Raw genomic sequence first — 22,916 nt, forward strand, 5'->3', positions numbered from 1 at the left:
ACCTGTCGATATAAGCTAATCCGGTCATTTGAATGCAGGAACCTGGCTCGGAAAATGAAGCGGGCTGCATGCAAGATCGCTGGCGTTAGCCGGCATTCCGAAATCCGAGTTGTTTCAGAGGGGAAAAGTCGTGAAACTCCTACCATCTCTCAAGAGCGCGTCTCTTGCGGCAATTCTAGCAACATCCGTCGCATTTCCGGCACTTGCGGAAACACCTAAAGATACATTCGTCATCGCCCGCAACACCGCGGATGCCATTACGCTTGATCCAGCGGAAACCTTTGAATTTACAGGTGGCCGTGTCCTTGCCAATCTTTACGAGCGTCTGTTCCTGTTTGAGCCGGACAACCTGACCGAGCTGGTTGGAGGTATCGCGGAGTCTTATGAATTTTCCGACGACGGGAAAAAGATCACCGTCAAGCTGCGCCCTGGGCTGACCTTCCACTCGGGCAATCCCGTGACCGCAACCGACGTTGCCTATTCGCTTGGACGGGCCATCAAGCTCGACAAGACACCGGCATTCATCATCAAGCAGATCGGTTGGACCCCTGAAAATGTTGACGAGGCTGTTGTTGCCGTTGACGACAATACCGTCGAGATCAACATTCTTGCAGACATCTCCCCCGCGCTGGTGCTGAACCTGCTCTCCTCAAGTGTTGCCTCCATCGTGGACATGAAGGAAGTCCAGAAGCACGAAGTCGATGGCGACATGGGTTACGGCTGGTTGAAAGACCACGCCGCTGGCTCCGGTCCCTTCAAACTGAAAACCTGGAAGGCCAACGAACTGTTCATTCTTGAAGCGTTCGATGACTATCGCCATGGCAAACCGACAATGAATCGTGTCGTGATCCGCCACGTTGCAGAACCTTCAGCACAGCGTCTGCTGCTGGAAAAGGGCGATGTTGACGCTGCCATGGAATTGACCGCCGATCAGCTCAAGGGCCTCGCTGGCAATGCGGATGTCTCCGCACAGCAGTATCCGAAGGGATACCTGATGTATCTGGCGACAAACATGGAGCACCCGGTTCTTTCCAAACCGAAGGTCCGTGAAGCACTCAACTACATCGTCGACTACGACGGCATGGTCGGGTCCATCCTCGATGGCCAGTACAAGATCCACCAGAACTTCTGGCCGTCAGGCATGTGGGCAGCTTCCATGGAGACGCCTTACAGCTACGACATGGACAAGGCGAAGGCTCTGATTGCCGAAGCTGGCGTTGAGCCGGGCACCAAGATCACCATCGATACGCTGAACAAATCTCCGTTCAAGGAAGTTGCACAGAACATTCAGGCCAGCCTGAAGGAAGTCGGCATCGATTCCGAGATCATCCTGTCCGACGGTAAGACCCTGTGGCCGAAGTACCGTGCCCGCAAACACGAGCTGATCGTCGCCCGCTGGGGTCCGGATTACTCCGATCCGCATTCCAACGCCGACGCCTTTGCTCACAATCCTGACAACCGTCTGGAAGCCAAGCTGACCGGCAAACTGACATGGCGTAACGCATGGGATGCGGAAGGCCTGACCGAACTGACCAACCAAGCAGCGGCAGAATCCGATCCGGAAGTCCGGGCGGACATCTACGCCGATCTGCAGAAGAAGGTTCGCGAAGATTCTCCGTTCACCATCATGTTCCAAGCGATCGGGACATTCGGTCAGCGTGCGAACGTGGAAGGTTTCGTCAACGGCGTTACGTCCGACCAGGCGTATTACCGCAACGTGACCAAGAACTGATAGCGGCTCGGCCGCGCATGTTGCACTCAGCAAACATGTGCGGCCATCGACAATGCGTAATACCGCGCGCCCGACATCTCCAGGGGCGTGCGGTTTTGCGTGGCTATCGATTGTTATCCGGGGGCGGATGCTTTGGCAGAAAATTACGGCAGGATTCCCGGATTGCATTTCGGCGGGTGCAAGTTGCGGGAATATCTGAATGACTGACAGTTCCACAGTGCGAAGCGCGGCGGTGGATTTCAAACCCTATGTGAATGTGGCCAGAAAGATCGGCGGGGGCATCGTCATGCTCCTTCTCACCTTCATCGGTTTGACGGCCATTACCTTCATTATCGGCCGCATCATGCCCAATGACCCTGTGGTCGCGATCGTCGGCGATCGCGCGTCCAAGGAAGTCTATGAGGCGATGTATCTTCAGCTCGGTCTCGACAAGCCGATCTGGCAGCAATATCTGATCTTTCTCAACAACATCCTGCATGGCGATTTTGGCAACTCGGTCATGACCACCCGTCCGGTGATCGAGGACATCAAGCGTTTCTTTCCCGCCACTCTTGAACTTGCCACCATCGCAACGATTGTCGGGATCATCATCGGCATTCCCGCGGGCGTCCTGGCGGCCGTGCGGCAAGGCAAACTGATCGACCATATCGTCCGCGTCATTGGATTGCTCGGCCACTCGATCCCGGTGTTCTGGCTGGGCATGGTTGCCCTATTGATCTTCTATGCAAAGCTGGATTGGGTCGCGGGCCCCGGCCGCATCGACTTCTTCTATGATGGCATTGTCGATCCGATAACCGGCGTCATTCTCATCGATTCAGCGATCGAAGGACATTGGGATGTCTTCTGGAACGCTGTCTCGCATATCATTCTACCGGCCTCGATGCTGGCGATCTACTCGCTCGCCTATATTGCCCGCATGACCCGCTCGTTCATGCTGGACCAGCTGAACCAGGAATATGTTCTGACGGCCCGGGTCAAAGGCCTGAACGAGGGTGCCGTAATCTGGCATCACGCCTTCCGCAACGTGCTGGTGCAGCTGATCACCATCATCGGCCTGACCTATGCCAGCCTGCTCGAAGGCTCGGTCCTGACCGAAACCGTGTTCGCCTGGCCCGGGATCGGCCAATACATCACCAATTCGCTTTTCAACGCGGACATGAACGCCGTAATCGGCGGCACGCTGGTCGTGGGACTGTCCTTCGTCTTCATCAACATGTTGTCCGACATTCTCTATCGAATTGTCGATCCGAGGGCCAAGTAATGTCAGACGCGTCCATCAAATCGAACCGCGGATTGACTGCCTGGCTGTTGGCAGACTTCCCCCAGAACGCCTTCCAGGCGCGCTGTCAGCGGGCCTATATCGGCTGGCTGTCGTTCAAGACCAACCCGATCGCAATGCTCGGGTTGTTTATCGTCTCCTTCCTTTGCTTCGTCGCACTGTTCGCCCCCTTGATTGCAAGCGGCGACGGCACGACGCAGGATCTTGCCAATCGCCTGGCCGCACCGAGCGCCGAGCACTGGTTCGGCACGGATGAGCTCGGGCGCGATGTCTTTGACCGGATTGTCTGGGGGTCGCGCGTCACCCTCTATATCATCTTCCTTGTCTCGATCATCGTCATGCCCATCGGGTTGATCATCGGAACGGCATCCGGCCTTTTCGGCGGCATTGTCGACAAGGTCTTGATGCGTATCACCGACATCTTCCTTGCGTTTCCGCGCCTCATTCTGGCGCTTGCGTTCGTGGCTGTTCTAGGCCCGGGTCTGGAAAACGCGGTTTTGGCAATCGCTCTGACTACCTGGTCACCCTATGCACGTCTGGCCCGGGCGGAAACGCTGACCTTGCGCAGCAGCGAATACATCATGGCTGCCGAAATCTTGGGGGCATCAAAGGCCCGCGTCCTCTTTGCCCATATAATGCCCATGTGCCTGTCTTCGACGATCGTCCGACTGACCCTCGACATGGCAGGCATCATTCTGACGGCAGCCGGTCTTGGGTTCCTTGGCCTCGGTGCGCAACCTCCCCTGGCCGAATGGGGCGCAATGATTGCAACCGGCCGAGATTTCCTGCTTGATCAATGGTGGGTGCCGACCATTCCCGGGATTGCTATTCTCGTGGTCTCCCTGGGCTTCAACCTGCTGGGTGATGGTTTGCGAGACGTGCTCGATCCGCGCAGTTCGGGAGGGCACTGAGCATGAATGAGATGAGGATGACCGGTTTTTCTTCAGAACCTTCGGGACAGGATCCGCTGATTTCGGTGCGTGACCTGCACGTGCGCTTCACAACGCCCAAAGGACCTGTCCATGCGGTGCGCGGCGTCAGCTTCGACCTGGGCCGGGAACGGCTCGGCATTGTCGGGGAGTCCGGCTCCGGCAAATCCCAGACCGGCAGAGCTCTGCTGCGCCTGACGGCCGGCAATGGCTCGATCGACGCCAGCAAGATGGAGTTCGACGGCCTGGATCTGATGAAGGCGAGCGAGAAAAAGATGCGCAGCATCCGGGGCTCCCGCATTTCGATGATCATGCAGGACCCGAAATACTCGCTGAATCCCGTTCTGACCGTTGGCGCCCAGATTGCCGAATCCTGCCGCCGCCATGAGGACATTTCCAAGGCGGACGCAAAAAAACGCGCTTTAGCCATGTTGGACACCGTGCGCATCCGTGAACCGGAAAAGGTCTATAACCTTTATCCGCATCAGGTATCCGGGGGCATGGGGCAGCGCATCATGATCGCCATGATGCTGATCACCAATCCGCAGGTCATGATTGCCGATGAACCGACCTCCGCGCTCGACGTGACGGTTCAGATGCAGGTACTGGCCCTTCTGGATGACATGGTCCGCGAACGCGGCATGGGGCTTGTGCTCATCAGCCACGACCTGCAACTGGTCTCCAGTTTCTGCGACCGGGTGCTTGTCATGTATGGCGGACGGATCATGGAAACGCTCGACGCCAAAAATCTCGACCAGGCTCAACACCCTTATACCAAGGGCCTGCTGAACTGCCTTCCGCGCCTGGACGGCAGGCACGATGACCTGCCGGTCCTGAAACGGGACCCGGCTTGGTTGACCGAAGGCGGCAATGCCGATGGAGGCCGGTCATGATGATCGACATAAAGGACCTGAACATCGTTTTTGGCTCCGGTCACAATCAGATCCATGCCGTCCGCGACGTCAATCTGGAAGTTGCGGAAGGCGAAAGCTACGGGCTCGTCGGCGAGTCCGGTTCCGGCAAGTCCACCATTCTGCGCGCGATGGTCGGCATCAATGCGCATTGGACCGGATCCATCAAGGTGGACGGCCAGCTCCTCACGCCCAAGCGCACCGTTGCTTCACGCAAGCACATGCAGATGGTCTTTCAGGACCCCTATGGATCACTGCACCCTCGCCGTACCGTAGACGACACACTGAAAGAGCCGCTCGTCATTCATAATCTTGATGATCGCGATGAGCGCATCATCAGGATCCTGAAGGAGGTTGGCCTTGGACCGGAATTCCGTTTCCGATACCCCCATCAGCTTTCCGGAGGCCAGCGTCAGCGCGTTGCCATCGCCCGGGCACTCATTCTGGAGCCAAGGGTCATCCTGCTGGACGAACCGACAAGCGCTCTGGACGTCTCTGTTCAGGCGGAGATCCTCAATCTGCTGTCGGCGCTGCGCAAGGCGCACGGACTGACCTACATCATGGTCAGTCATGATCTTGCTGTGGTCGGTCACTTGTGCAGCAAGATCGCGGTCATGAACCGGGGCGTGGTCATCGAGGAAATGACCGAGGAACAGATGCGCAGCGGCGAAGTCGCCCATGACTACACCCGCCAGCTGTGGACCGCTTCTCACGGTTATGACCGGGCAGCTCTGAAGACCTTCAAGGAATTTGCCTGATAGCACTTTCAACGGGCGTGGCAACACCTCTGCCACGCCGTCCGGAAAACGGGATCGTCGAAGTCAGAGCATTCTAGGCGAGTTCCCTGCTCAACCGCTTCTCTGAAGCCCCCGGAGGCTGCGCCCAGGAGGCAATGATCCGGTAAACTGCCGGGGTCAGAAACAGAGTGAAGATGGTTGCGAGCCCCAGGCCGCCGACCACAACCCAGCCAACCGCAATCCGGGCCTCGGCTCCTGCCCCTGAAGCAAGTACAAGCGGAATGCTGCCTGCAACGGTGGAGGCCATGGTCATCATGACCGGTTTGAGCCTGATCCGCATGGCATTGCGTATGGCATCGTCAACCGATTGGCCTTTCTGGCGCAGCTGATTGGCAAACTCGACAATCAGGATGCCGTTCTTGGCCATGATACCGACCAGAATGACGAGCCCGATCTGGCTGTAATAATTCAAGCTTCCACCAGTCATCAAAATGGCAAGCAGGGCCGTGCCCAGTCCGCAGGGAACCGTGATCAGAATGATGCAGGCACTGCTGAAACTCTCAAATTGTGCCGATAGAACCAGAAAGACAATCAACAGGGCTGCGGCAAACACCAGCAGCGCTGCCGTTTCACCAGTGTCCAGTGTTGCGGCTTCTCCAAGAAAAACCAGGCGGCCCTCATTGCCCAGAATGTCCGGCGCGATTTCCTTCAGCCGCGCGACTGCGGTTCCCAGGTCAACGCCTCGTCCGAGATTGGCCTGCGCAGTGACTGCCCGTTCGCGGGCTTCACGAGCCAGCGTTGAAGCAGCTGCAGAGACCGACAGTTCAGCCACGGTCGATATTGGGACGAACTGGCCGTTGCTCGCCCGAAGAAAGGTGTTTTCCAGGTCACCTTGATCATTGATCGGGCGTCCCCCCACTTCGAGCTGGATGTCAATGGCCTCGTTGTTGAGGAAAATCTCGGAAACCTTGTCGCCCTCAATAACCGTGTTCAAGGTCTCGACAACATCACGGGGCGCGATGCCCAGATTGGCTGCCTGGTCGCGATTGACCTCAAGCAGAAGCTGCGGCTGGTTGACCTCATTAACGAGTTGCGGATTGGAGAACGCTGGATCACCATCCATCGCCGCGATCAGCTCGTTGGTAAGGTCTCCCAGAGCATCATACTCCTTGCCGACGACCGCAAACTGAACTCCCCGCCCAGCGCCCCGGATGCCCAGACTGTTGGGACTGCGAAGGGAAATGAGCGCGCCTGGTATCCGGCTGAGCGGCCCTTGAATCTCCGCGGCGATTTCCTGCTGACTTCTCGCCCGCTCTTCCCATTGCGCCAATCGCACGAAGACCAGTCCGAAGTTGGTGTTGCCAAAGCCGATGATCGACTGGACCGCAACCGCCTCGCCGGACTGGACATAAGGCTCCAGGATCTTTTCAACACGTTCGACCTGCCGGCTGGTGTAGTCAAGGCTCGCAGAAGCAGGTGTTCGCAGAGCAACCATGATGGTGCCCCGGTCTTCCGACGGCGTGATTTCCTGTGGCAGTGAACCGTAAAGTGCCAGGGAAGCAGCGGCAAACAACAGCGCTGCTCCAAGCACCCTAAAGCGCCACCTGATGATGGCATCGATCAGCCTGTCGAAGTGTGCCAGCACGCCTCGGCTCGGCTCGGTCTGCTCATCCTCGGTGACATTCGCATTGCCATTGGGTTTCCCCGGATCGATGAAAGCACAAAGCGCAGGGCAAAACGTCAGCGCAACGAAAGACGACAACGCCACGGAAAAGGCGAGAACGAACCCGAATTCACTGAAAATGCCGCCTGCCTGGCCGGGCAGGAAGGAAATCGGAATGAACACCGCAGCGAGCGTCGCTGTTGTGGAGATCACGGCAAAGAAGACTTCCCGTGTGCCAACTGCAGCAGCGGCGAAAGCTCCAAAGCCTTCACGTCTCCGGCGAACTATGTTCTCAAGCACAACGATGGCGTCATCAACCACCATGCCGGTTGCCAGCACCAGCGCAAGGAGTGTGATCGTGTTGACCGAGAACCCCGCCGCCCAGATGGCCGACAGGGTTCCGACGAGTGCGATCGGCACAGCAACCGCCGGCACGATCACCGCTCTCACAGATCGAAGGAACAGAAAAATCACCGCCACGACAATCACGACGGCCATACCGATACTCGTGACCACCCCGGCGATGGACCGTTCCACGAAAACACCGTCATCGGAGACAATCATCAGATCAGCTCCACTGGGCAACTCTTCTCGCAACTCGGCAACGGCGGTTCGGGCAGCATTCGAGATTGCCAGCGTGTTGGCGTGAGACTGTCGAATGACGTTGAGGCCGACGGCCGGTTGACCGTTGATCCGGGTAATCACGGTCGGGTCGTCAGAGGTGAACTGCACGAAGGCGACATCGCCGATAACCGTTTCACGATTGAGGCGGATTGCGGAGATGGCTTCTTCGGTCGTGGTTGAAGCGACTGAGCGGACAATCAGCGCCTGCGTGTTGGTCTCCAGCGCTCCGAGCGGGATATCCAGATTGGCACTGGCCAGCGCAGAGCGCATGTCGGCAAGCGAGATCCCCCGGCTGGCAAGGGCGACCGGAGAGAACGTGACACGCATGATCCGGTCGTAATCGCCAACGGTCTGAACTTCCGCGACACCTTCAATTGACAGCAGCCGGTCCGAGACGATGCCTTCCGCGAGTGAGGCAAGGTCGGTCAAAGGCAGGGTTCCGCTCAAGGCGAGCCTGACAATCGGATCTGCATCCGCATCGCTTTTTTGGACTGTCGGCTCTTCCAGGTCGTCGGGCAGGTTTCGTCTGGCACGCGAGACAAGATCGCGCGCATCGTTGGCGGCATCGGTGATGTCGGTGGTGGAGCTGAGTTCGAGCGTCAGTCTGGCGCTGCCGTAATTTGATGTCGCAGAGATGTTCTCCAGCCCTTCAAGCCGCGCCAGCGCATCTTCCAGAACACTGGTGACTTCCGCGTCCACTGTGTTTGCGGAAGCACCGGCAAAGGTTGCCCTGACAGAAATAACCGGCCGCGATACGTTCGGCAGTTCCCGAACCTCGACACCCTGTAGCGCGGTCAGTCCGGCAATGATCACCAGGAGGTTGACCACAAGCGCCAGCACCGGGCGCCCGACAAACGTCGCTGCAAGTCCGAGCTTTTCACGCGTGACCTTGTGTGCCGCATCTTCACCCATCAGAGCGGCCTGCCTCTGCTCCGGCAACTTCAATCGCGATGTCGGCGCCCTGGCTGACCTTGAAGGCTCCGTCCTTCACCACGCGGTCACCGTCTTTCAGGTCCGCTTCAACCCAGACATTGTCGCTTTGCCGGTGCCGCAGAACCACTTCGATCCGTTCCGGTTTGTCGTCCGCTCCAAGCCGCCAGACATAGGCGCCGTTCTGGTTCCAGAGAATGGAAACCGCCGGCACCATCGGCAGTGGATTGTCCGAACTGGCCAGACTGACGCTGAAAGTCATTCCCGGAAGCAACAGGTTTTGAGGATTCTGCACCTCGGCCCGAACCCGAACGGTTCGGAATTCTTCATCGATGGAACTGTCAAAGGACTCTACGACGCCGCTGAAGATCCGGCCTTGCAGGGCTGGCGTCGACAACCGCACGGGAACGCCGATCCGGATCTGGGAAATCGATGTCTCAGGAACCGTGAATTCCACCAGAAGGCTGCTGGCGTCGACCAGGGTCACGATTTCCGCACCTTGCGGCAGGTAACTGCCGACCGTGAGATCGTTCAGGTTGATCCGACCCGAGAAAGGCGCCCGGATGATACGCCGGTCAAATTCGTACTGCGCCTCCGCCACCTGGGCCTGGGCAACGGCGAGAGCGGCCCGTGCTTCATCCACCTGGGCCTGAGAAACGGCGTTGGAATGCTGGCTCAGTAGCGTTTCGTATCTGGCAAACGCAGCGTTCTGCTTTTCGAATTCCGCTTTGGCACTGCCCAGCAGGATTTCCTGGGTCTTGCGCTCCAGGGTGACGATGGGGTCTCCGGCATTCACGTCCGTATTCGGTTGAACATGAATTTTCTCGACCGTTCCGGCAACATCGGCCGTAACATGAATGGAACGAACCGCCTTGCCGGTCCCGATCGACTGAATGCGCGATCTGGGCGGGGTGAGCTGAACATCCTCGACAGTCACGAAGACAGCATTGGTCGGAAATTTTTCTTCGGTTCCATCCGATTGGTTCTGGCCGACTTCCGACAGGGAGGACACCTGGGCCGGGGTATTTTTCGAGCCAATGAGCCCGCTTGACGAAATCCAGAACCCAAGGATGAACGCGACCGCAATCGCAAGGATCACTCCAATACCCCGGTTCATGTATTTCACCTCGCAGCGTCAAGGGACAGGTCAAAGTTGCAACCGTTCAATCCACATAAGACAGAATCGGCAAGCAAAAGACCAGACACGAATTGGAGTATTTGTCTCAGAAATAAGAAGAAATTCGGGCAAGGCGACTACATGTCAACTTCAACCACACCACCTTCTTCAACTGCACGGGACTGGCAAAGAATGATCGCACCTTCCCGCTGCTTCTTTGAGAGAACGAAATCCCGATGCTCAACGTCCCCTGAAACGAGACCGCATTTGCACACCCCGCAGATACCATCGGAACACTTCACGTCGACGGTGATACCGTTTTCGTTGAGGACATCCGCGGCTGTCTTGTCCGCGGGGACCTCGATCTGCTTGCCGCTGCGGGCCAGTTTCAGAACAAACGGATGGTTCTCGTATTCCGGTGTTTCCGGCACATTGAAATATTCGACATGACACTCGTCCTCGCCGAAGCCTGCCCGTTCGGCAGCCTCGGTTACCGAAGTCATGTAGCGATCCGGCCCGCAGGCATAGACATGATGATTGGCGCTGTAGCTGCCAAGGATCTCGTCCAGGTTCGCACGGCTGCCCTCGGAACTGAAATGCAGGTGGACCTTGTCCGACCAGGGAACCCGTTCAAGATCCTGCAGATATCCCGCGCCTTCCCGGTCGCTGCAAGAATAATGCACTTCGAAATCCGCACCCATCGCATGCAGCTGATGTGCCATGGCAATCATCGGCGTTATGCCGATCCCGCCACCCATCAGAAAGGACTTCTCGGCCTCTTCGTGCAATGGAAAATGGTTGATCGGCTTGGAAATGAAGATCTTCCGCCCTTCGGTGAAGATGCGGTGCAAAAGTCTGGACCCGCCACGTCCTTCGTCTTCCCGCAAGACTCCGATCTGATACCGGCTTCTGTCCGCAGGATCGCCTGACAGGGAATACTGCCTCAGAAACTCCGGGGCCACGACGATATCGATATGAGCACCGGCCTCCCACGCCGGAAGCGGAGAGCCGTCAAGCGACGAGAACTCGTACTTGGTGACACCGTCCGCCATCTGCTCCGCTTTGGTGATCTCGACACGGATAACCGGTGCGTCACCATCAATCCTGTATTCGTGCGCGATCCCGTCCGTCTCGCCCCTTTCAAGGCGGGCCTTGTACTGCTCGGCGGTGATCAGAGCCTGATAGGCTTCAATCCCCTTCTCCCGATCCATCGGAAACGGAAACGGCCAGGGATGTGGCGCCAGGTTGGCGGGATAGACGGCCAGCGTCTGGTCTTCGTATTTGAGGTCGAGATCCTTTTGAAGGTCACGCTCATTTACCGGGAAGCTGGAAGGCCTGTAGGCACCATCTTCCTGCAGCTCAAGATCCCACCACCATTTCTTTACCGGATTACGCTGTCCATTACCGGCAAGATCGTCCAGCCTGGCCAGCACCGGCGCAGCTTGCGGCACGTTCATTGCCACCCAGCGGAATGGGGCTTCGGAAAAAATGCCCTCAAGGTTCCAGGGACAGGTCTTCATGCATCGCCCACACATCGCCCCGCCTTGATTGGTAATACGGTAGGTGGTGCATTTCTGGCTGTCGGATTTCCAGATCTCATAGCCATTGAACATCAGCTTCGGACCGGCGGTGATGGCGCCGGAAGGACACTCGCGGGCACACTTGTTGCAGTTCTCGCAAAAATTCTGCAACCCGAAGGAAATCGGTTTGTCATGTGTCACCGGCATCGTAGTCGTTACAACGCCGGACTTCAGGCGGGGCCCCAGGAAAGGATTGAGAATAACCTCGCCGATACGGCTGACTTCCCCAAGGCCCGACAGCAGGAGCAAAGGAGGCTGCAGCACCTCCCCATCCATGACCGTATGCGCCTTGGCCTTGTAGCCGAGATTGCGGATCTGCTTGGCAACAACACTCCCGAGGATGGAAAATCGCAAATAAGCCCGCATGGACTGCGACACGGCGATCCAGTCGTCACCGGAGGCCCCTTCCATGGTTTCATAGCCCTGGTCGATGACCATCGAGATCGCCTGATCGTGAGGTGGGTCGATCGCGGTTCCCGTAGCGTCGTGCGAGTACCAGCTCCACTCCGGGCTGCGCGAAATGCCGACGGCATCAACTCCGAGAAAATAGGACAAGGCCTTAAGGTTGTCGGCGTTGGAGCTTGGGTCCGAGGTCGAACTTGAACGTTCCGTCTCAGCCTCCCCGTCCTGCAAGAGAACAAAGGCGCCAAGCGCGCGCCGCTGTGCCATGGACGGAGCGGACTTGCGCACATACTGACCGTTGGTGGCAGCTTTCTGGTTCCTTTGCCCCATGTCACCGAACAACGAGCGTGCAAACATGTCGGTGCGCTTCGGAACCCGCGGAACGCGTTCCTCATCGATATAGGTCGTCGGCTCATCAACGCGTTTCAACGTCTCGAACGGATGCGCACCATCAACGTATCGACGGTTGGCAAACGGTTCCAGATTGCGAGCGCTTTTGCCGGTTCGATACCCGATTTTCCAGGCAAGACCGTGCGTTTTTGCCTTCGGTTGCCGGGACATCGGCAACAATGGCCTGTCATGAGCGATCGGAAAGTCAGTGGTCACAGCCGCGATGGAGAAGCCTTGCCCGAGATACGGATTTACCAGTTGCCCGCCTTCAACGGTCGCAAGTCCCGAGGCAACGGCAAGGTGATGCAGATCAACATCGGCCGTCGTGTGGCCGTGCGCGCAAGCTTCGTGACCGAGCAACCGGATGTATTGCGCCAGGACGACGGCAACTTCCATGGCACGCAGGGCGGAACGATGTGCTGCAGCTCCTTCCAGCCAGACAGAACCGGGCTCGTCCTCTCGGACCTCGCGCGGATGCTGAACCAGGAACACCAACGCATGCCTGTGATGGGCAACATCCTTTGCCGGCGCATTCATTGCGTCGCGAAGATCTGCCATGATCATGTCGATACCGGAAGCAAGCGACTTGGTCTGCGTGGTCCGCAGTTTTTCCGCCAGCCGGTCGACATCCGGATTTCGGAACGGTGCCTCCAGGAACATTTCGGGCTGAACGGAACAGGTCCCTGCCATCGACACATCGGAGAAATACCCGAACGCCTTCAGGTGGTTCTGCCGCTCGACAAGATCATCAGGAACGTCTGCCCTTGCCTTGTTGACCAATCCGTCCCGTATGGCGTCGAGCATCGCCTGAGCTTCGCTCATCGCATTGATGACGTTTTCGGGACTGTCCGGACGGGAAAACGTCATCTGCCCGAACGCGGGCATTCCGGCCGTTTCGTAACCGGTTTCGGATCGTGCCAGGCGCTCGAGCGGAAAAGGACCCAGATGAAAGGGGCGTGTCTTGTCAGAGAAATATTTCACCGCGTTCACTCCGCAGTCTTCTGTGACGGTTCAACGGACAGCAAGCCTCCAACCACAAACACTCTCTCCCCCTCTCTTCAACCCATCGCGCTCACAAACGCATAAGCTGAACCTGTTCGTCTTCCGTCAACGTATCGACCATGTTCATGAAACGCTCATACGCAGCCGCATCCAGTTTGCCGGCGAAATGTTCGTTCAAATCTCGCACCAGAACATGGCAGGCCTTCATCTTTTCGACACCGAGCTCCGTCAGCGCCACTTCCGTGTAGCGCTTGTCGTCGTTGATGCCGCTGCGTGCCAGAAGCCCGCGTTCTTCCATGGTCTTCAGCAGCCTGGAAACCGCAGGCCTGGCGATGCAGATATAGTCGGCAAGTTCCGAAGGCGTCTTGACGTTTTCCATCCCGATCCCGCGCAGCGCGCACCACATCAACCGGGTGATCCCGTGTTCGGAAAGCTGCTTTTCCAACCGGGCTTCCATGATCCTCGCCAGGCGGGTCACCTTGAAACCAATCCGGTTGTGCAGCGTAAAGTCTTCAGACATTCAGCGCCTCGTCGATAAACCGGGTTGACTCGTAAATTCTCATACCCTCTTATGCAATTAACAATGATAATTATTCAAGTTAATTAACTGGATGACAATCACGGGAGGGAGAGTCAATGAAGGTAAGTGTGGGACGCGTCCGCACGAAGGCGGTGGCTGCGATCGCCTCCGCCGCCATTGCTTTTGGCATTCAGTCGGCAGGCGCCGAAGAATTGAAAGTCGCTCATTTCATGCCGTCCATGCACCCCATGGACCAGGGGGTGATGTCCCCCCTTGCTGAAGATATTGATACGGCGACGGGCGGCGAACTCACCATGCGGATCTATCCGTCAGGTGAACTCGGCAAAGGACCGGTGCAGCAGTACAAGCGCGTCGTGACAGGTGTTGCCGATATTGTCTTCGGAATACCGGAATACACCCCGAAGCAGTTTGCCAAGACGGGTGTCGTTCACATTCCAGGTCTGTTTGCCAACGGCACGGATGCAACGAACGCACTTTGGGACAACATTGCCCTCATCGAAGATGAATATGACCAGACCAAGCTGCTCGGGCTTTGGGCAAACAACCCTTCGGTTCTGGTTACCAGGGAGAAGCCTGTACGGACCCTTGCCGACATGCAGGGCATGAAAATCCGTACGCCAAACCCGGTCATGGCAACACTTGTCGAGGCCTGGGGCGGTATTCCCGTTTCCATGCCGACCACCGATGCCTACAACGCCATGAACACCGGCGTCATCGATGCGGTCATGATCGGCCCGTCCGGCATCCGTTCCTACAAGCTGAACGAAACCGCAAAATACGTCACGACAAACATCCCGACGGCGCTGGACAGCTTCTATCTTCTGATGAACAAGTCCAGCTGGGATAACCTCAGTGACGACCAGAAGGCAAAGCTCAACGAACTGACCGGCCGGGAAATCAGTCTGAAGGGCGCAGAAGCCTTCTACAAGGCAGGTCAGGCAGGGCTTGAACTCGCCAAGGAAAGTGGTGTCGAGCTTGTCGAAATCACGCCAGAGGCTGAAGCCGAGTTCCGGGCCAAGATGACCGATGCCCTGAACACTTTCCTCGACAAGAAAAGCGAAGAAACCGGTGCGGACGCGCACGCAATTGCCGCTGCCTTGAGCGGCAAGTGAGCTGATGTCGCTGAAAAAGCCTGAAGCGTCCGGCCTGCCCTCGGCAGGCTGGCGCAACTGGATTGAAGTGCCGTTGGTCATAGCCGGCGGCCTTCTTGTATTTTCATTGATGGGACTTTCGGTTTCGGACGCGCTTTTGCGGTCCTTCTTCAACAAGCCGATCTTCGGAGCGAACGACTACGCCCAGATCCTCCTGTCATTTGTCGTCAGCCTCAGTTTTCCGCTTTGTGTGCTCGCAGGACGCCTGATCGCCATCGACACACTTGTTCTGAAACTGCCTCTGGCAGTTCAGATGGTGTTGGACTGGATGGTAACCGCACTGGGCACTGTCATGCTCGGCTACCTGTCCTGGCGAGCCTTTTCCAACGCGCTCGAGGCGGCAACATTCGGTGAATCCACCATGTTGCTGCAGCTTCCATACGGACCGTCCTACTACGCGGTTTCCGCGGGCTGCGGCCTTGCTGCACTTGTTCTGGTACTGGAAAGAATTTCAAGATGAGCCCTGAGCTCTATGGTTGTCTCGGCTTTGTAGCCCTTTTCATTCTCCTTGGTCTTGGAACACCTGTTGCAATTGCGCTGCTGGTGGTCGGCTTCTTCGGAACCGTCATTCTGTCCGGATTTACCGCTGCCGCGTTTTCGCTCAGCGGGCAGGTCTTTGCCACCGTCACCGTTTACGAACTGACGATCATTCCGCTGTTCATCCTGATGGGCAACCTGGCTTCCGCTGCCGGTCTCAGCCGCGATCTGTTTGATGCCGCCCACAAGATCATCGGTCATTTGAAAGGCGGCCTGGCGGCCGCAACCATCATGGGATGTGCAGGCTTCGCTGCGCTTTCCGGCTCCTCGATCGCCTCTGCCATCACTATGGGCAGGGTCGCCTACCCGGAGATGCGGCGCTTCAACTACGGTTCGCGCCTGGCTACCGGGTCAATTGCCGCCGGTGGTACACTGGGCATTCTCATTCCCCCATCCACCGGCTTCGTGATCTACGCGGTGCTGACGGAGGAATCCATCGGACGGCTGTTCATGGCCGGCGTCCTTCCCGGCATTCTGCTGACAACCATGTTCTTGCTGGCCATTGCCATTGTCACTTTTCTATGGCCGGAGGAAGGACCGCGCGGGCCGGTTTTCGATCGGCGCGAGAAGCTTCAAAGTCTCTTCCGAGCTACCGGTATCGGCGTCATCATTCTCATCACGATCGGCGGCATCTACACCGGCTTCTTCACCCCGGTCGAAGCTGCAGGTGTCGGCGCGTTCTTTGCCTTTGTCATGCTGATCGCACGCCGAAAATGCACCGCACGAACTCTGTATGGCATCTGCGCGGAAACCCTGAAGACAACAGGTATGGCCTTCTTCATCCTGGTTGGCGCGAATGTCTTTTCTCCTTTTGTCGCTCTTTCCCATCTGCCTGCAACCATTGCCGATGGCATGACCGGGCTTGCGCTTGGAACCTACGGAACCCTTGGCCTCATCCTCTTGGGGTATGTGATCCTTGGCATGTTCATCGAAGGACTTTCATTGCTGGTGATCACGCTGCCGATTGTCTTTCCGCTTGTGGTTGGTTTGGGCTTCGATCCGATCTGGCTCGGCGTCGTCATGGTCATCGTGCTCGAGATGGGGCTGATTTCTCCACCCGTTGGCGTCAACGTCTTCATCGTCAAGAGCGTCGTGCCGGATGTCAGGATAGAAACCATATTTGCCGGCATCATGCCGTTCTGGCTCGCCATGATTGCAACACTTGCTTTGATCGTGGCCTTTCCGGAAATCGCTCTTGTCATTCCGAACGCCATGTTCAACTAGCGTTGTGAAACAGGAAATACCACTGGGCCTCTCGCTGGAGAGACCCCGAAAAAAGCCACCTGACCGGTGCTTCGGAAACTGTCTGTTTTTGCCTGGCTGATACAATTGATACATTCAGAAACGCTGAACTGATAATTTTCAGCTTTATGTGCATTCAATTTGCCCGGCCGCGGCCGGGACAGGCGGGTGGAACCAGATGGTTTACGAAGGCAAGGGCACTTCGGACGATCAGAATGTCGATGTAACAAACGAAGAGTCGACGCTTGAGTTGCTGGAGGATGTGACCGGAGCTCTACCGGATGGCTGGTTGCTCCTTGATCCCGAATTGCGTTTTCTCCTGTGCAACGATCGATTTCTGGAACTGGCCTGGTTCCCCACGGATTCCCGGCCGCAGATAAAGCAATCCGCTGACGCACTTTTTCATCACATGGCTCAAGGTGACGTTTTTGTCCTTCCGGAAGAAACGACGCCGGCCGCAGCAACCCAAACCATTCTGAAAACCATCCGTTCCGGTGAGGAAGCGGTGAAGCTCATCCGAAACGATGGGCGCATGGTCAGATTGTCTTCCAGAAAAACCGGCAAGGGACGAACCCTGGTCACGGTGCAAGACGTGACAAACCATGAGGAGGCGGCCGGTGGGCAGAGCGAGACCAGCGATCCACTGTGGGAAAACAGCCGTGCAAACGCACGACTGAGAGATGCGGTCGAAGCACTCAACGAAGGATTTGTCCTTTACGACCAGGACAAGCGCCTGGTGTTTGCCAACACGCGCTACGCAGAGATGCTCGGCCCTCACAAGGATGTTCTGAAACCCGGCACACCAATGAGCGAAGTCATTGGCAAGGCTGTCGGATCGGGGCAGGTCTCGATCACCAGGGGCCCGGAAGGTGGGTTGCCAGGGATCTTCAAGGCACTCGACACCCGAGGCGCTCTGGAAGTTGAAATCAGTGTCGCTGACGGCTCGCAAAAGGTCATCACACTCGTCAAGCTCGGCGACGGCGGTGTCGTTGCAACGGTGCTCGATGTCACGGAACAGCGCACGACCCAGGCCCGGGCCCGCCAGTTACTCAATCATGCCATCGAAGCGGTCGATATCGGCATTGCCCTGGTCGACGATGACGACAAACTGGTTTTCGCCAACCAGAAATTCCGTGAGCTTGCAGACCCCAACAACAGTTTTCTCGTCCCCGGTCACACGATGCGGGAAATACATTCGCGGGCAATCGACGCAGGTCTGTTTCCGCTGCCGGTCTGGACTCCCAAAGACGAGCTGCTCAATGAGCTCGACCGGTTGATCAGGCAGTCGGCAAAGGGATTTTCGGTTCCGAACAACCACGGCAGGGAACTGGTCGGCAATGTCTATGAAACCGCATTGCAGGGCAGATTGCTCACCATTGAAGACGTGACAGAGCAACTAAAGGCAGAACGCCTGTTTACCGACGCCGTTGCAAGGCTGCCTGTGGGAGTTGCAATCGAGGGCGCCGACGGCCGTTTCACACATTGCAACGAGGCTTTTTCAGGACCGTTCAGATTGTCGCCCGAGGAATTGCTGAAGCTTACCGACGAAGAGAGAATTTCCACCCTGTCGCCCAACATTGCGACGGTGCTCGGAATTCCGGTCGGCGACGATGCCGCTTCCGCCTTTTCAAAAGCCATTCTCGAACAGCGTGCCTCTCTGGAACCGATGGAGGTCAGCTTCAAGGACGGACGGCACTACCTGGTGGAGCGGGCGGTGACGCAGGACAACGGCCGGGTCGTCGTCGTCACCGACACAACCGCCCTCAAACGAGCTGAAGCTCGCAGTCTCGAGATGCTCAACGATGCGATCCAGTCACTTGATGAAGGCCTGGTTCTGTTTGACCCCGATCTCAACTTCGTCATGGGCAATCGCAAATGGCACAGCATTTTCTTTCACGGCCTGCGCTCGCCCAAGGCCGGTGAAAATGTCGTTGAGATGATGGACCGGCTGATCGAGGCTGACGTGCTGCTGGTTCCGGAAAAAATCAGCAAGAAGCAATTCATGGATGAGCTCGTGATGCTCATTCGCTCCTACAGGAAACGCGAGGCCGTAAAGCTTGGCAGCGGCGGCATATTGCTTGCTTCGGCGCACCAGACAGAACTGGATGGCTACCTCGTATCCTTCAACGACATCACGGAACAGAGGCGGGCAGAAGAAGAACAGCGCGAGGCGGACATGCTCCTGCGCAAGATCGTTGAAGCCTGTCCGGCGAATTTCCTCGTCTCCAGGATCGAGGACGGCAAGATCATCTATTGCCCGCCCGCTTCGCGCGAACGGTTTGGCAACATCGAGACCACCTTGAGCTTCTTCCTGACACCGGAAGACCGGGAAAGATACCTTCAAGCATTGCTGCCCACCGGGTCTCTGGACGACTACCGCGTCCAGTTCCGGCGCGCGGATGGTTCTGTTATGCAGGGTCTGACGGCCGCGCGCGTCACGGACTACAAGGGTGAAGACGTCATTGTTTCTTCAACCAGAGACATTTCCGAACAACTTGCGATGCAGGCGGAACTGGAGAAGCAACGCGAAAAAGCCCACCAGAACGAAAAACTCTCTGCGTTGGGTGAACTGCTGGCCGGAGTTTCGCACGAGCTCAACAATCCACTTTCGATCGTCGTCGGATACGCGCAGATGCTCGAAGGGAAACTTGATGATCCAGTTCTTTCCAAAAGGGTAGACCGCATTGCCCAGGCGGCGAACAGAAGCGCCAAAATCGTCAAGACCTTCCTGGCAATGGCGCGGCAAAAGCCGGCAAAGATAGAACAATGTTCTCTGAACGAAATCGTGTCGGTTGCACTGGAGGTTGGCGGCTATGGCCTGAGAGCCAACGGTACACAGCTCCACACCGACCTGGACGATAAATTGCCGCTGGTTTCCGGAGATGGCGATCAACTGATACAGGTCTTCACCAACCTGCTCGTCAATGCCGAGCAGGCCCTGGCGCCGCAAAGGGAAAAGGGCATCCTGACCATCCGCTCCTATTGCGATGACGACAGCGATCACTCCGTCATCGAGATCCATGACAATGGTCCCGGGATCGACAAGACCATACAGGCCAGGATTTTCGAACCCTTCTTCACCACCAAGGATGTGGGTCAGGGCACGGGTGTCGGCTTGGCGTTCTGCCACAGGATCATCGACACCCATGGCGGTGTTCTGGAAGTTTCTTCCAGCCCCCGTTCCGGAACAAGTTTCTTCGTCAGGCTCCGTGCGGACAGGTCCGAGGATAGGCATCTGCCCAAACGCTCCGAAAAAGATGTCTCCTTGAAAAAGCAGAATGTTCTTGTGGTCGATGATGAAGCTGACGTGGGAGAGCTCATTCGGGACCTTTTGGAGGACCTTGGCTGCCGGACCACCTTGTGCACAAACGCAAGACAGGCCCTTGAGGAACTGTCCATCAATGCGTTCGACATGATTATCAGCGACTTCAAGATGCCCGGAATGAACGGTGAAGAGTTTTACGACATCTTGCTGCAAAGGTTGCCTGGTTACACCGAGCGGATCGGCTTTGTGACCGGCGATTCCATGGGCAAGGATGTCACGCAATTCCTGTCTCAAAGCAAACGTCCCTTCATCGAAAAACCGATCTCGGGAAAGGAGCTGGAGACATTGATCAAGCAGTTAGGCGCCGGAGATACCAAGCCATGAACACTGGAGAGCAGCTGAAAAACATTCTGGTTTGCGATGACGAACCTCATTTGAGGGAAATGGTTGCCGAATACCTGAGCGAGCGCGGTTACCGTGTTTCCGAAGCGCCGAACGCTACCGAACTGAAGATCAAGCTGGAGATCGAGGTACCGGATCTCATCATTCTGGACATCAACATGCCCGGAACCGACGGCCTGACCGCCTTGCGAGAGTTGCGAACGTCGTCGGAGGTTCCAGTCATCATGCTCACGGCTGCAAGCGAAGTGATCGACAGGGTCATCGGGCTGGAAATGGGGGCCGACGATTATGTCGGCAAACCGGTTGACCTGCGCGAACTCGAAGCCCGCATAAAGGCCGCATTGCGCCGACAGGCCTCGATTGACCGGCAAGTTGAACAAAAAGAAAAACTGAACGGCACGATCGCCTTCGGCAACTGCCGCCTGGATCTCGATGGTGCAAGACTCTTTGGCGACGACGGCGGCGAGATTGCGATAACCGCCATGGAATACAGCCTGCTCAAGGTATTTGCCGAAAATCGCGGCAGGGTTCTCAATCGCGACCAGCTGCTTGAACAGGCACACAACAAGGGCTGGGAACCTTTCGACCGCTCCATTGATTTACGGATCTCCCGACTGAGGAGAAAGATCGAACCCAATCCCACAAAACCCGAAACGATAAGAACTGTTCGCGGAATTGGTTACGTTTTTGAATAGCGGCGCTTGGGGATTAATCGTGGGAGCTGGAAGGCTCACCCCCAGCAGCTCTACATCAACCGCCGGATAGCTGGGTTGGCAAAGGGCAAGGACGGCAGGAAACCTGCCGCCTCGTCCTGCCGGATTTGTCAGATGATGAAAAGATCGTTCTGTGTGAGTGCATGATGCCCGAGGAGCGAGAAAGTCAGGTCGCTCTCAAGGCCCTCACCATCGCGCACGTGGACATAGGTAACGTCACCATATTCCTCATGTTGGGCATGTTCGAAGTAAGCCTCGGCCCCTTCCACATCGGAAAAACCGGACTGCTCTCCGAGGAAGTTCGCAAAAAAGCCTTCCACAACAAGCAGGTCACCACCGTTGCCGTAGTCTTCAATCACATCGATGGCACTTGACGAACCGCCACTGTCTCCGGCCTTGAAATAGAAGATGTCATAACCGGCCCCGCCGAGCATGTAGTCGCCGACATCTCCGTCACCGTTGGTTCCACCCGTGATGTGGTCATGTCCGGAACCACCCTGAAGGTAGTCGTTGCCACTGCCGCCGAAGAGTTCATCGTTGCCTTCACCACCACGCATGATATCGCGGCCGCTGTCACCAAAGAGCTTGTCGTTGCCGGCTTCACCCCACAGCCAGTCATTGTCGCTTCCGCCATTCAGATGGTCGTCGCCAAGCCCACCATGAAGCCGGTCGTCACCGCTGCCACCTGTCATCTTGTCGTTGCCGGCACCGCCAACCATGCCATCGTCGCCGGCTTCTCCTACAAGCGCGTCATTCCCGTTTCCGCCATAGATATGGTCATCACCGCCGCCACCGAGAAGGATGTCGTTCCCGTCGCCACCAAACAACTGGTCATTGCCGTCGCCGCCAAAAATGATGTCCGAACCTTCCTGCCCCCGCATCAGGTCACGGCCATCCCCACCTTCCATATGGTCGTCGCCTGCGCCGCCATACAGCTGGTCGTCGCCTTCGCCGCCTTCAAGCCGGTCATCTCCATCCTGACCCCAGAGACGATCGTCGTCAGCATGACCAATCAAATGATCATCGCCTGAGCCACCGTCCAGGAAGTCGTTACCCTGGTCACCAACCAGAACATCCCTTCCAGAATTGCCATAAAGCCTGTCGTCCCCACGGCCACCGTGAATGAAGTCGTTGCCACTGCCGCCATAGGCAGTATCATCGCCCTTCCGAAGTTCGATATAGTCATTTCCGCCGAGACCATTGGCGATGTTTTTACCGTCGTTTCCGACGTAATAATCCGTGCCGGACCAATCGATCCAGAAGCTTACAGGTTCAACATCGAGAAGAGCACCCAGCCCTCCTTGAGAGACACCTGCCAGCAGCTTTCCAATAAAACCACCACGACCGGACCAGGAAAATTCCATCAACTCAAAGCCGTTCCCGGAACGCTCCTCCGCTTCTTCCCTTCCTTCACGCCGATCGTCGTCATCACGACCGCCCTGCTCTTTTCGGCTCGGAGCAAATCTGCTTCCCGCCTCGCCATTGCTGGACTGTTCCAGCTCTACGCGATGCGAGGAACGGGTCGTCGAACCGCTGCTCGCCTCAAGGGAAGCAAGAGGTGCGATTTCGGTATCGGACGCGTCGCCATCATCTGCACGCCGGCCGGTATCCCGTGTATTGGAGATCGTTTTCCATGCAGGGGTTCTGGAAACCGATTTGAGAAATGAGAATGCCATTAATGCTGTCCTTCCAGCGCCTTACAGCAGAAAAATTGCAAGCGCGATCATCTTCAGGCCGCAACGCGCACCTGTGAGCCCACTATGCAGATA

Annotated in this window: 15 protein-coding genes; 10 read left to right on the top strand and 5 right to left on the bottom strand. The window is 57.0% G+C overall.

From position 1 onward, the window contains the following. Positions 1 to 130 precede the first annotated feature (130 nt). The 5 genes from ABLO27_RS19590 to ABLO27_RS19610 all read left to right on the top strand — a co-directional run bounded on the left by ABLO27_RS19590 (position 131) and on the right by ABLO27_RS19610 (position 5,609). A complete protein-coding gene (locus tag ABLO27_RS19590) occupies positions 131 to 1,732 on the top strand; it encodes an ABC transporter substrate-binding protein (RefSeq protein WP_353034940.1) in 1,602 nt (533 codons plus the stop codon). Positions 1,733 to 1,931: 199 nt separating this feature from the next. Beyond that, the gene (locus tag ABLO27_RS19595; RefSeq protein WP_352941087.1) at positions 1,932 to 2,993 is read left to right on the top strand and encodes an ABC transporter permease; all 1,062 of its coding nucleotides are present in this window, start codon (positions 1,932 to 1,934) and stop codon (positions 2,991 to 2,993) included. Continuing rightward, the gene (locus ABLO27_RS19600) at positions 2,993 to 3,922 is read left to right on the top strand and encodes an ABC transporter permease (RefSeq protein ID WP_353034942.1); all 930 of its coding nucleotides are present in this window, start codon (positions 2,993 to 2,995) and stop codon (positions 3,920 to 3,922) included. Before ABLO27_RS19595 ends, ABLO27_RS19600 begins: the two co-directional genes overlap by 1 nt. A 2-nt stretch (positions 3,923 to 3,924) precedes the next feature. Next, on the top strand, positions 3,925 to 4,833 hold the full coding sequence (locus ABLO27_RS19605) for an ABC transporter ATP-binding protein (protein WP_353034944.1): 909 nt from the start codon (positions 3,925 to 3,927) through the stop codon (positions 4,831 to 4,833). Next, positions 4,830 to 5,609 carry an ABC transporter ATP-binding protein gene (locus ABLO27_RS19610; RefSeq protein ID WP_352941093.1) on the top strand — a complete coding sequence of 260 codons (780 nt, stop codon included), beginning with the start codon at positions 4,830 to 4,832 and terminating at the stop codon, positions 5,607 to 5,609. Before ABLO27_RS19605 ends, ABLO27_RS19610 begins: the two co-directional genes overlap by 4 nt. 73 nt (positions 5,610 to 5,682) lie before the next feature. On the opposite strand, the gene ABLO27_RS19615 is transcribed toward ABLO27_RS19610, so the two are convergent. From ABLO27_RS19615 to ABLO27_RS19630, 4 genes are all read right to left on the bottom strand, one after another. Next, positions 5,683 to 8,787, bottom strand: a complete 3,105-nt coding sequence (locus ABLO27_RS19615) for an efflux RND transporter permease subunit (protein WP_353034946.1) — start codon at positions 8,785 to 8,787, stop codon at positions 5,683 to 5,685. Next, positions 8,780 to 9,922, bottom strand: coding sequence for an efflux RND transporter periplasmic adaptor subunit (locus ABLO27_RS19620; protein ID WP_353034948.1), 1,143 nt, complete (start codon positions 9,920 to 9,922; stop codon positions 8,780 to 8,782). The genes ABLO27_RS19615 and ABLO27_RS19620 overlap by 8 nt, the downstream gene beginning before the upstream one ends. 137 nt (positions 9,923 to 10,059) lie before the next feature. Then, complete coding sequence (locus tag ABLO27_RS19625; RefSeq protein WP_353034950.1) at positions 10,060 to 13,275, bottom strand: 2Fe-2S iron-sulfur cluster-binding protein; 3,216 nt, start codon at positions 13,273 to 13,275, stop codon at positions 10,060 to 10,062. Between the two features lie 91 nt (positions 13,276 to 13,366). Then, a complete protein-coding gene (locus ABLO27_RS19630; protein WP_353034951.1) occupies positions 13,367 to 13,816 on the bottom strand; it encodes a MarR family winged helix-turn-helix transcriptional regulator in 450 nt (149 codons plus the stop codon). 116 nt (positions 13,817 to 13,932) lie between these two features. Between ABLO27_RS19630 and ABLO27_RS19635 the strand changes: the two genes are divergently transcribed. From ABLO27_RS19635 to ABLO27_RS19655, 5 genes are all read left to right on the top strand, one after another. Next, the gene (locus tag ABLO27_RS19635; RefSeq protein WP_353034952.1) at positions 13,933 to 14,949 is read left to right on the top strand and encodes a TRAP transporter substrate-binding protein; all 1,017 of its coding nucleotides are present in this window, start codon (positions 13,933 to 13,935) and stop codon (positions 14,947 to 14,949) included. 4 nt (positions 14,950 to 14,953) lie between these two features. After that, on the top strand, positions 14,954 to 15,448 hold the full coding sequence (locus tag ABLO27_RS19640; RefSeq protein ID WP_353034954.1) for a TRAP transporter small permease: 495 nt from the start codon (positions 14,954 to 14,956) through the stop codon (positions 15,446 to 15,448). Then, positions 15,445 to 16,749 carry a TRAP transporter large permease gene (locus tag ABLO27_RS19645; RefSeq protein WP_353034955.1) on the top strand — a complete coding sequence of 435 codons (1,305 nt, stop codon included), beginning with the start codon at positions 15,445 to 15,447 and terminating at the stop codon, positions 16,747 to 16,749. Before ABLO27_RS19640 ends, ABLO27_RS19645 begins: the two co-directional genes overlap by 4 nt. Positions 16,750 to 16,945: 196 nt before the next feature. After that, positions 16,946 to 20,416: a PAS domain-containing hybrid sensor histidine kinase/response regulator gene (locus tag ABLO27_RS19650; protein ID WP_353034956.1), complete on the top strand. Its 3,471-nt coding sequence runs from the start codon at positions 16,946 to 16,948 to the stop codon at positions 20,414 to 20,416. After that, positions 20,413 to 21,129, top strand: a complete 717-nt coding sequence (locus ABLO27_RS19655; RefSeq protein WP_353034957.1) for a response regulator transcription factor — start codon at positions 20,413 to 20,415, stop codon at positions 21,127 to 21,129. Before ABLO27_RS19650 ends, ABLO27_RS19655 begins: the two co-directional genes overlap by 4 nt. A 128-nt stretch (positions 21,130 to 21,257) precedes the next feature. On the opposite strand, the gene ABLO27_RS19660 is transcribed toward ABLO27_RS19655, so the two are convergent. After that, entirely contained in the window at positions 21,258 to 22,823 is a 1,566-nt protein-coding gene (locus ABLO27_RS19660; RefSeq protein ID WP_353034958.1) for a calcium-binding protein, read from the bottom strand. Positions 22,824 to 22,916 lie beyond the last annotated feature (93 nt).

This window comes from Roseibium sp. SCP15 (genome assembly GCF_040329435.1).
Taxonomy (GTDB): domain Bacteria; phylum Pseudomonadota; class Alphaproteobacteria; order Rhizobiales; family Stappiaceae; genus Roseibium.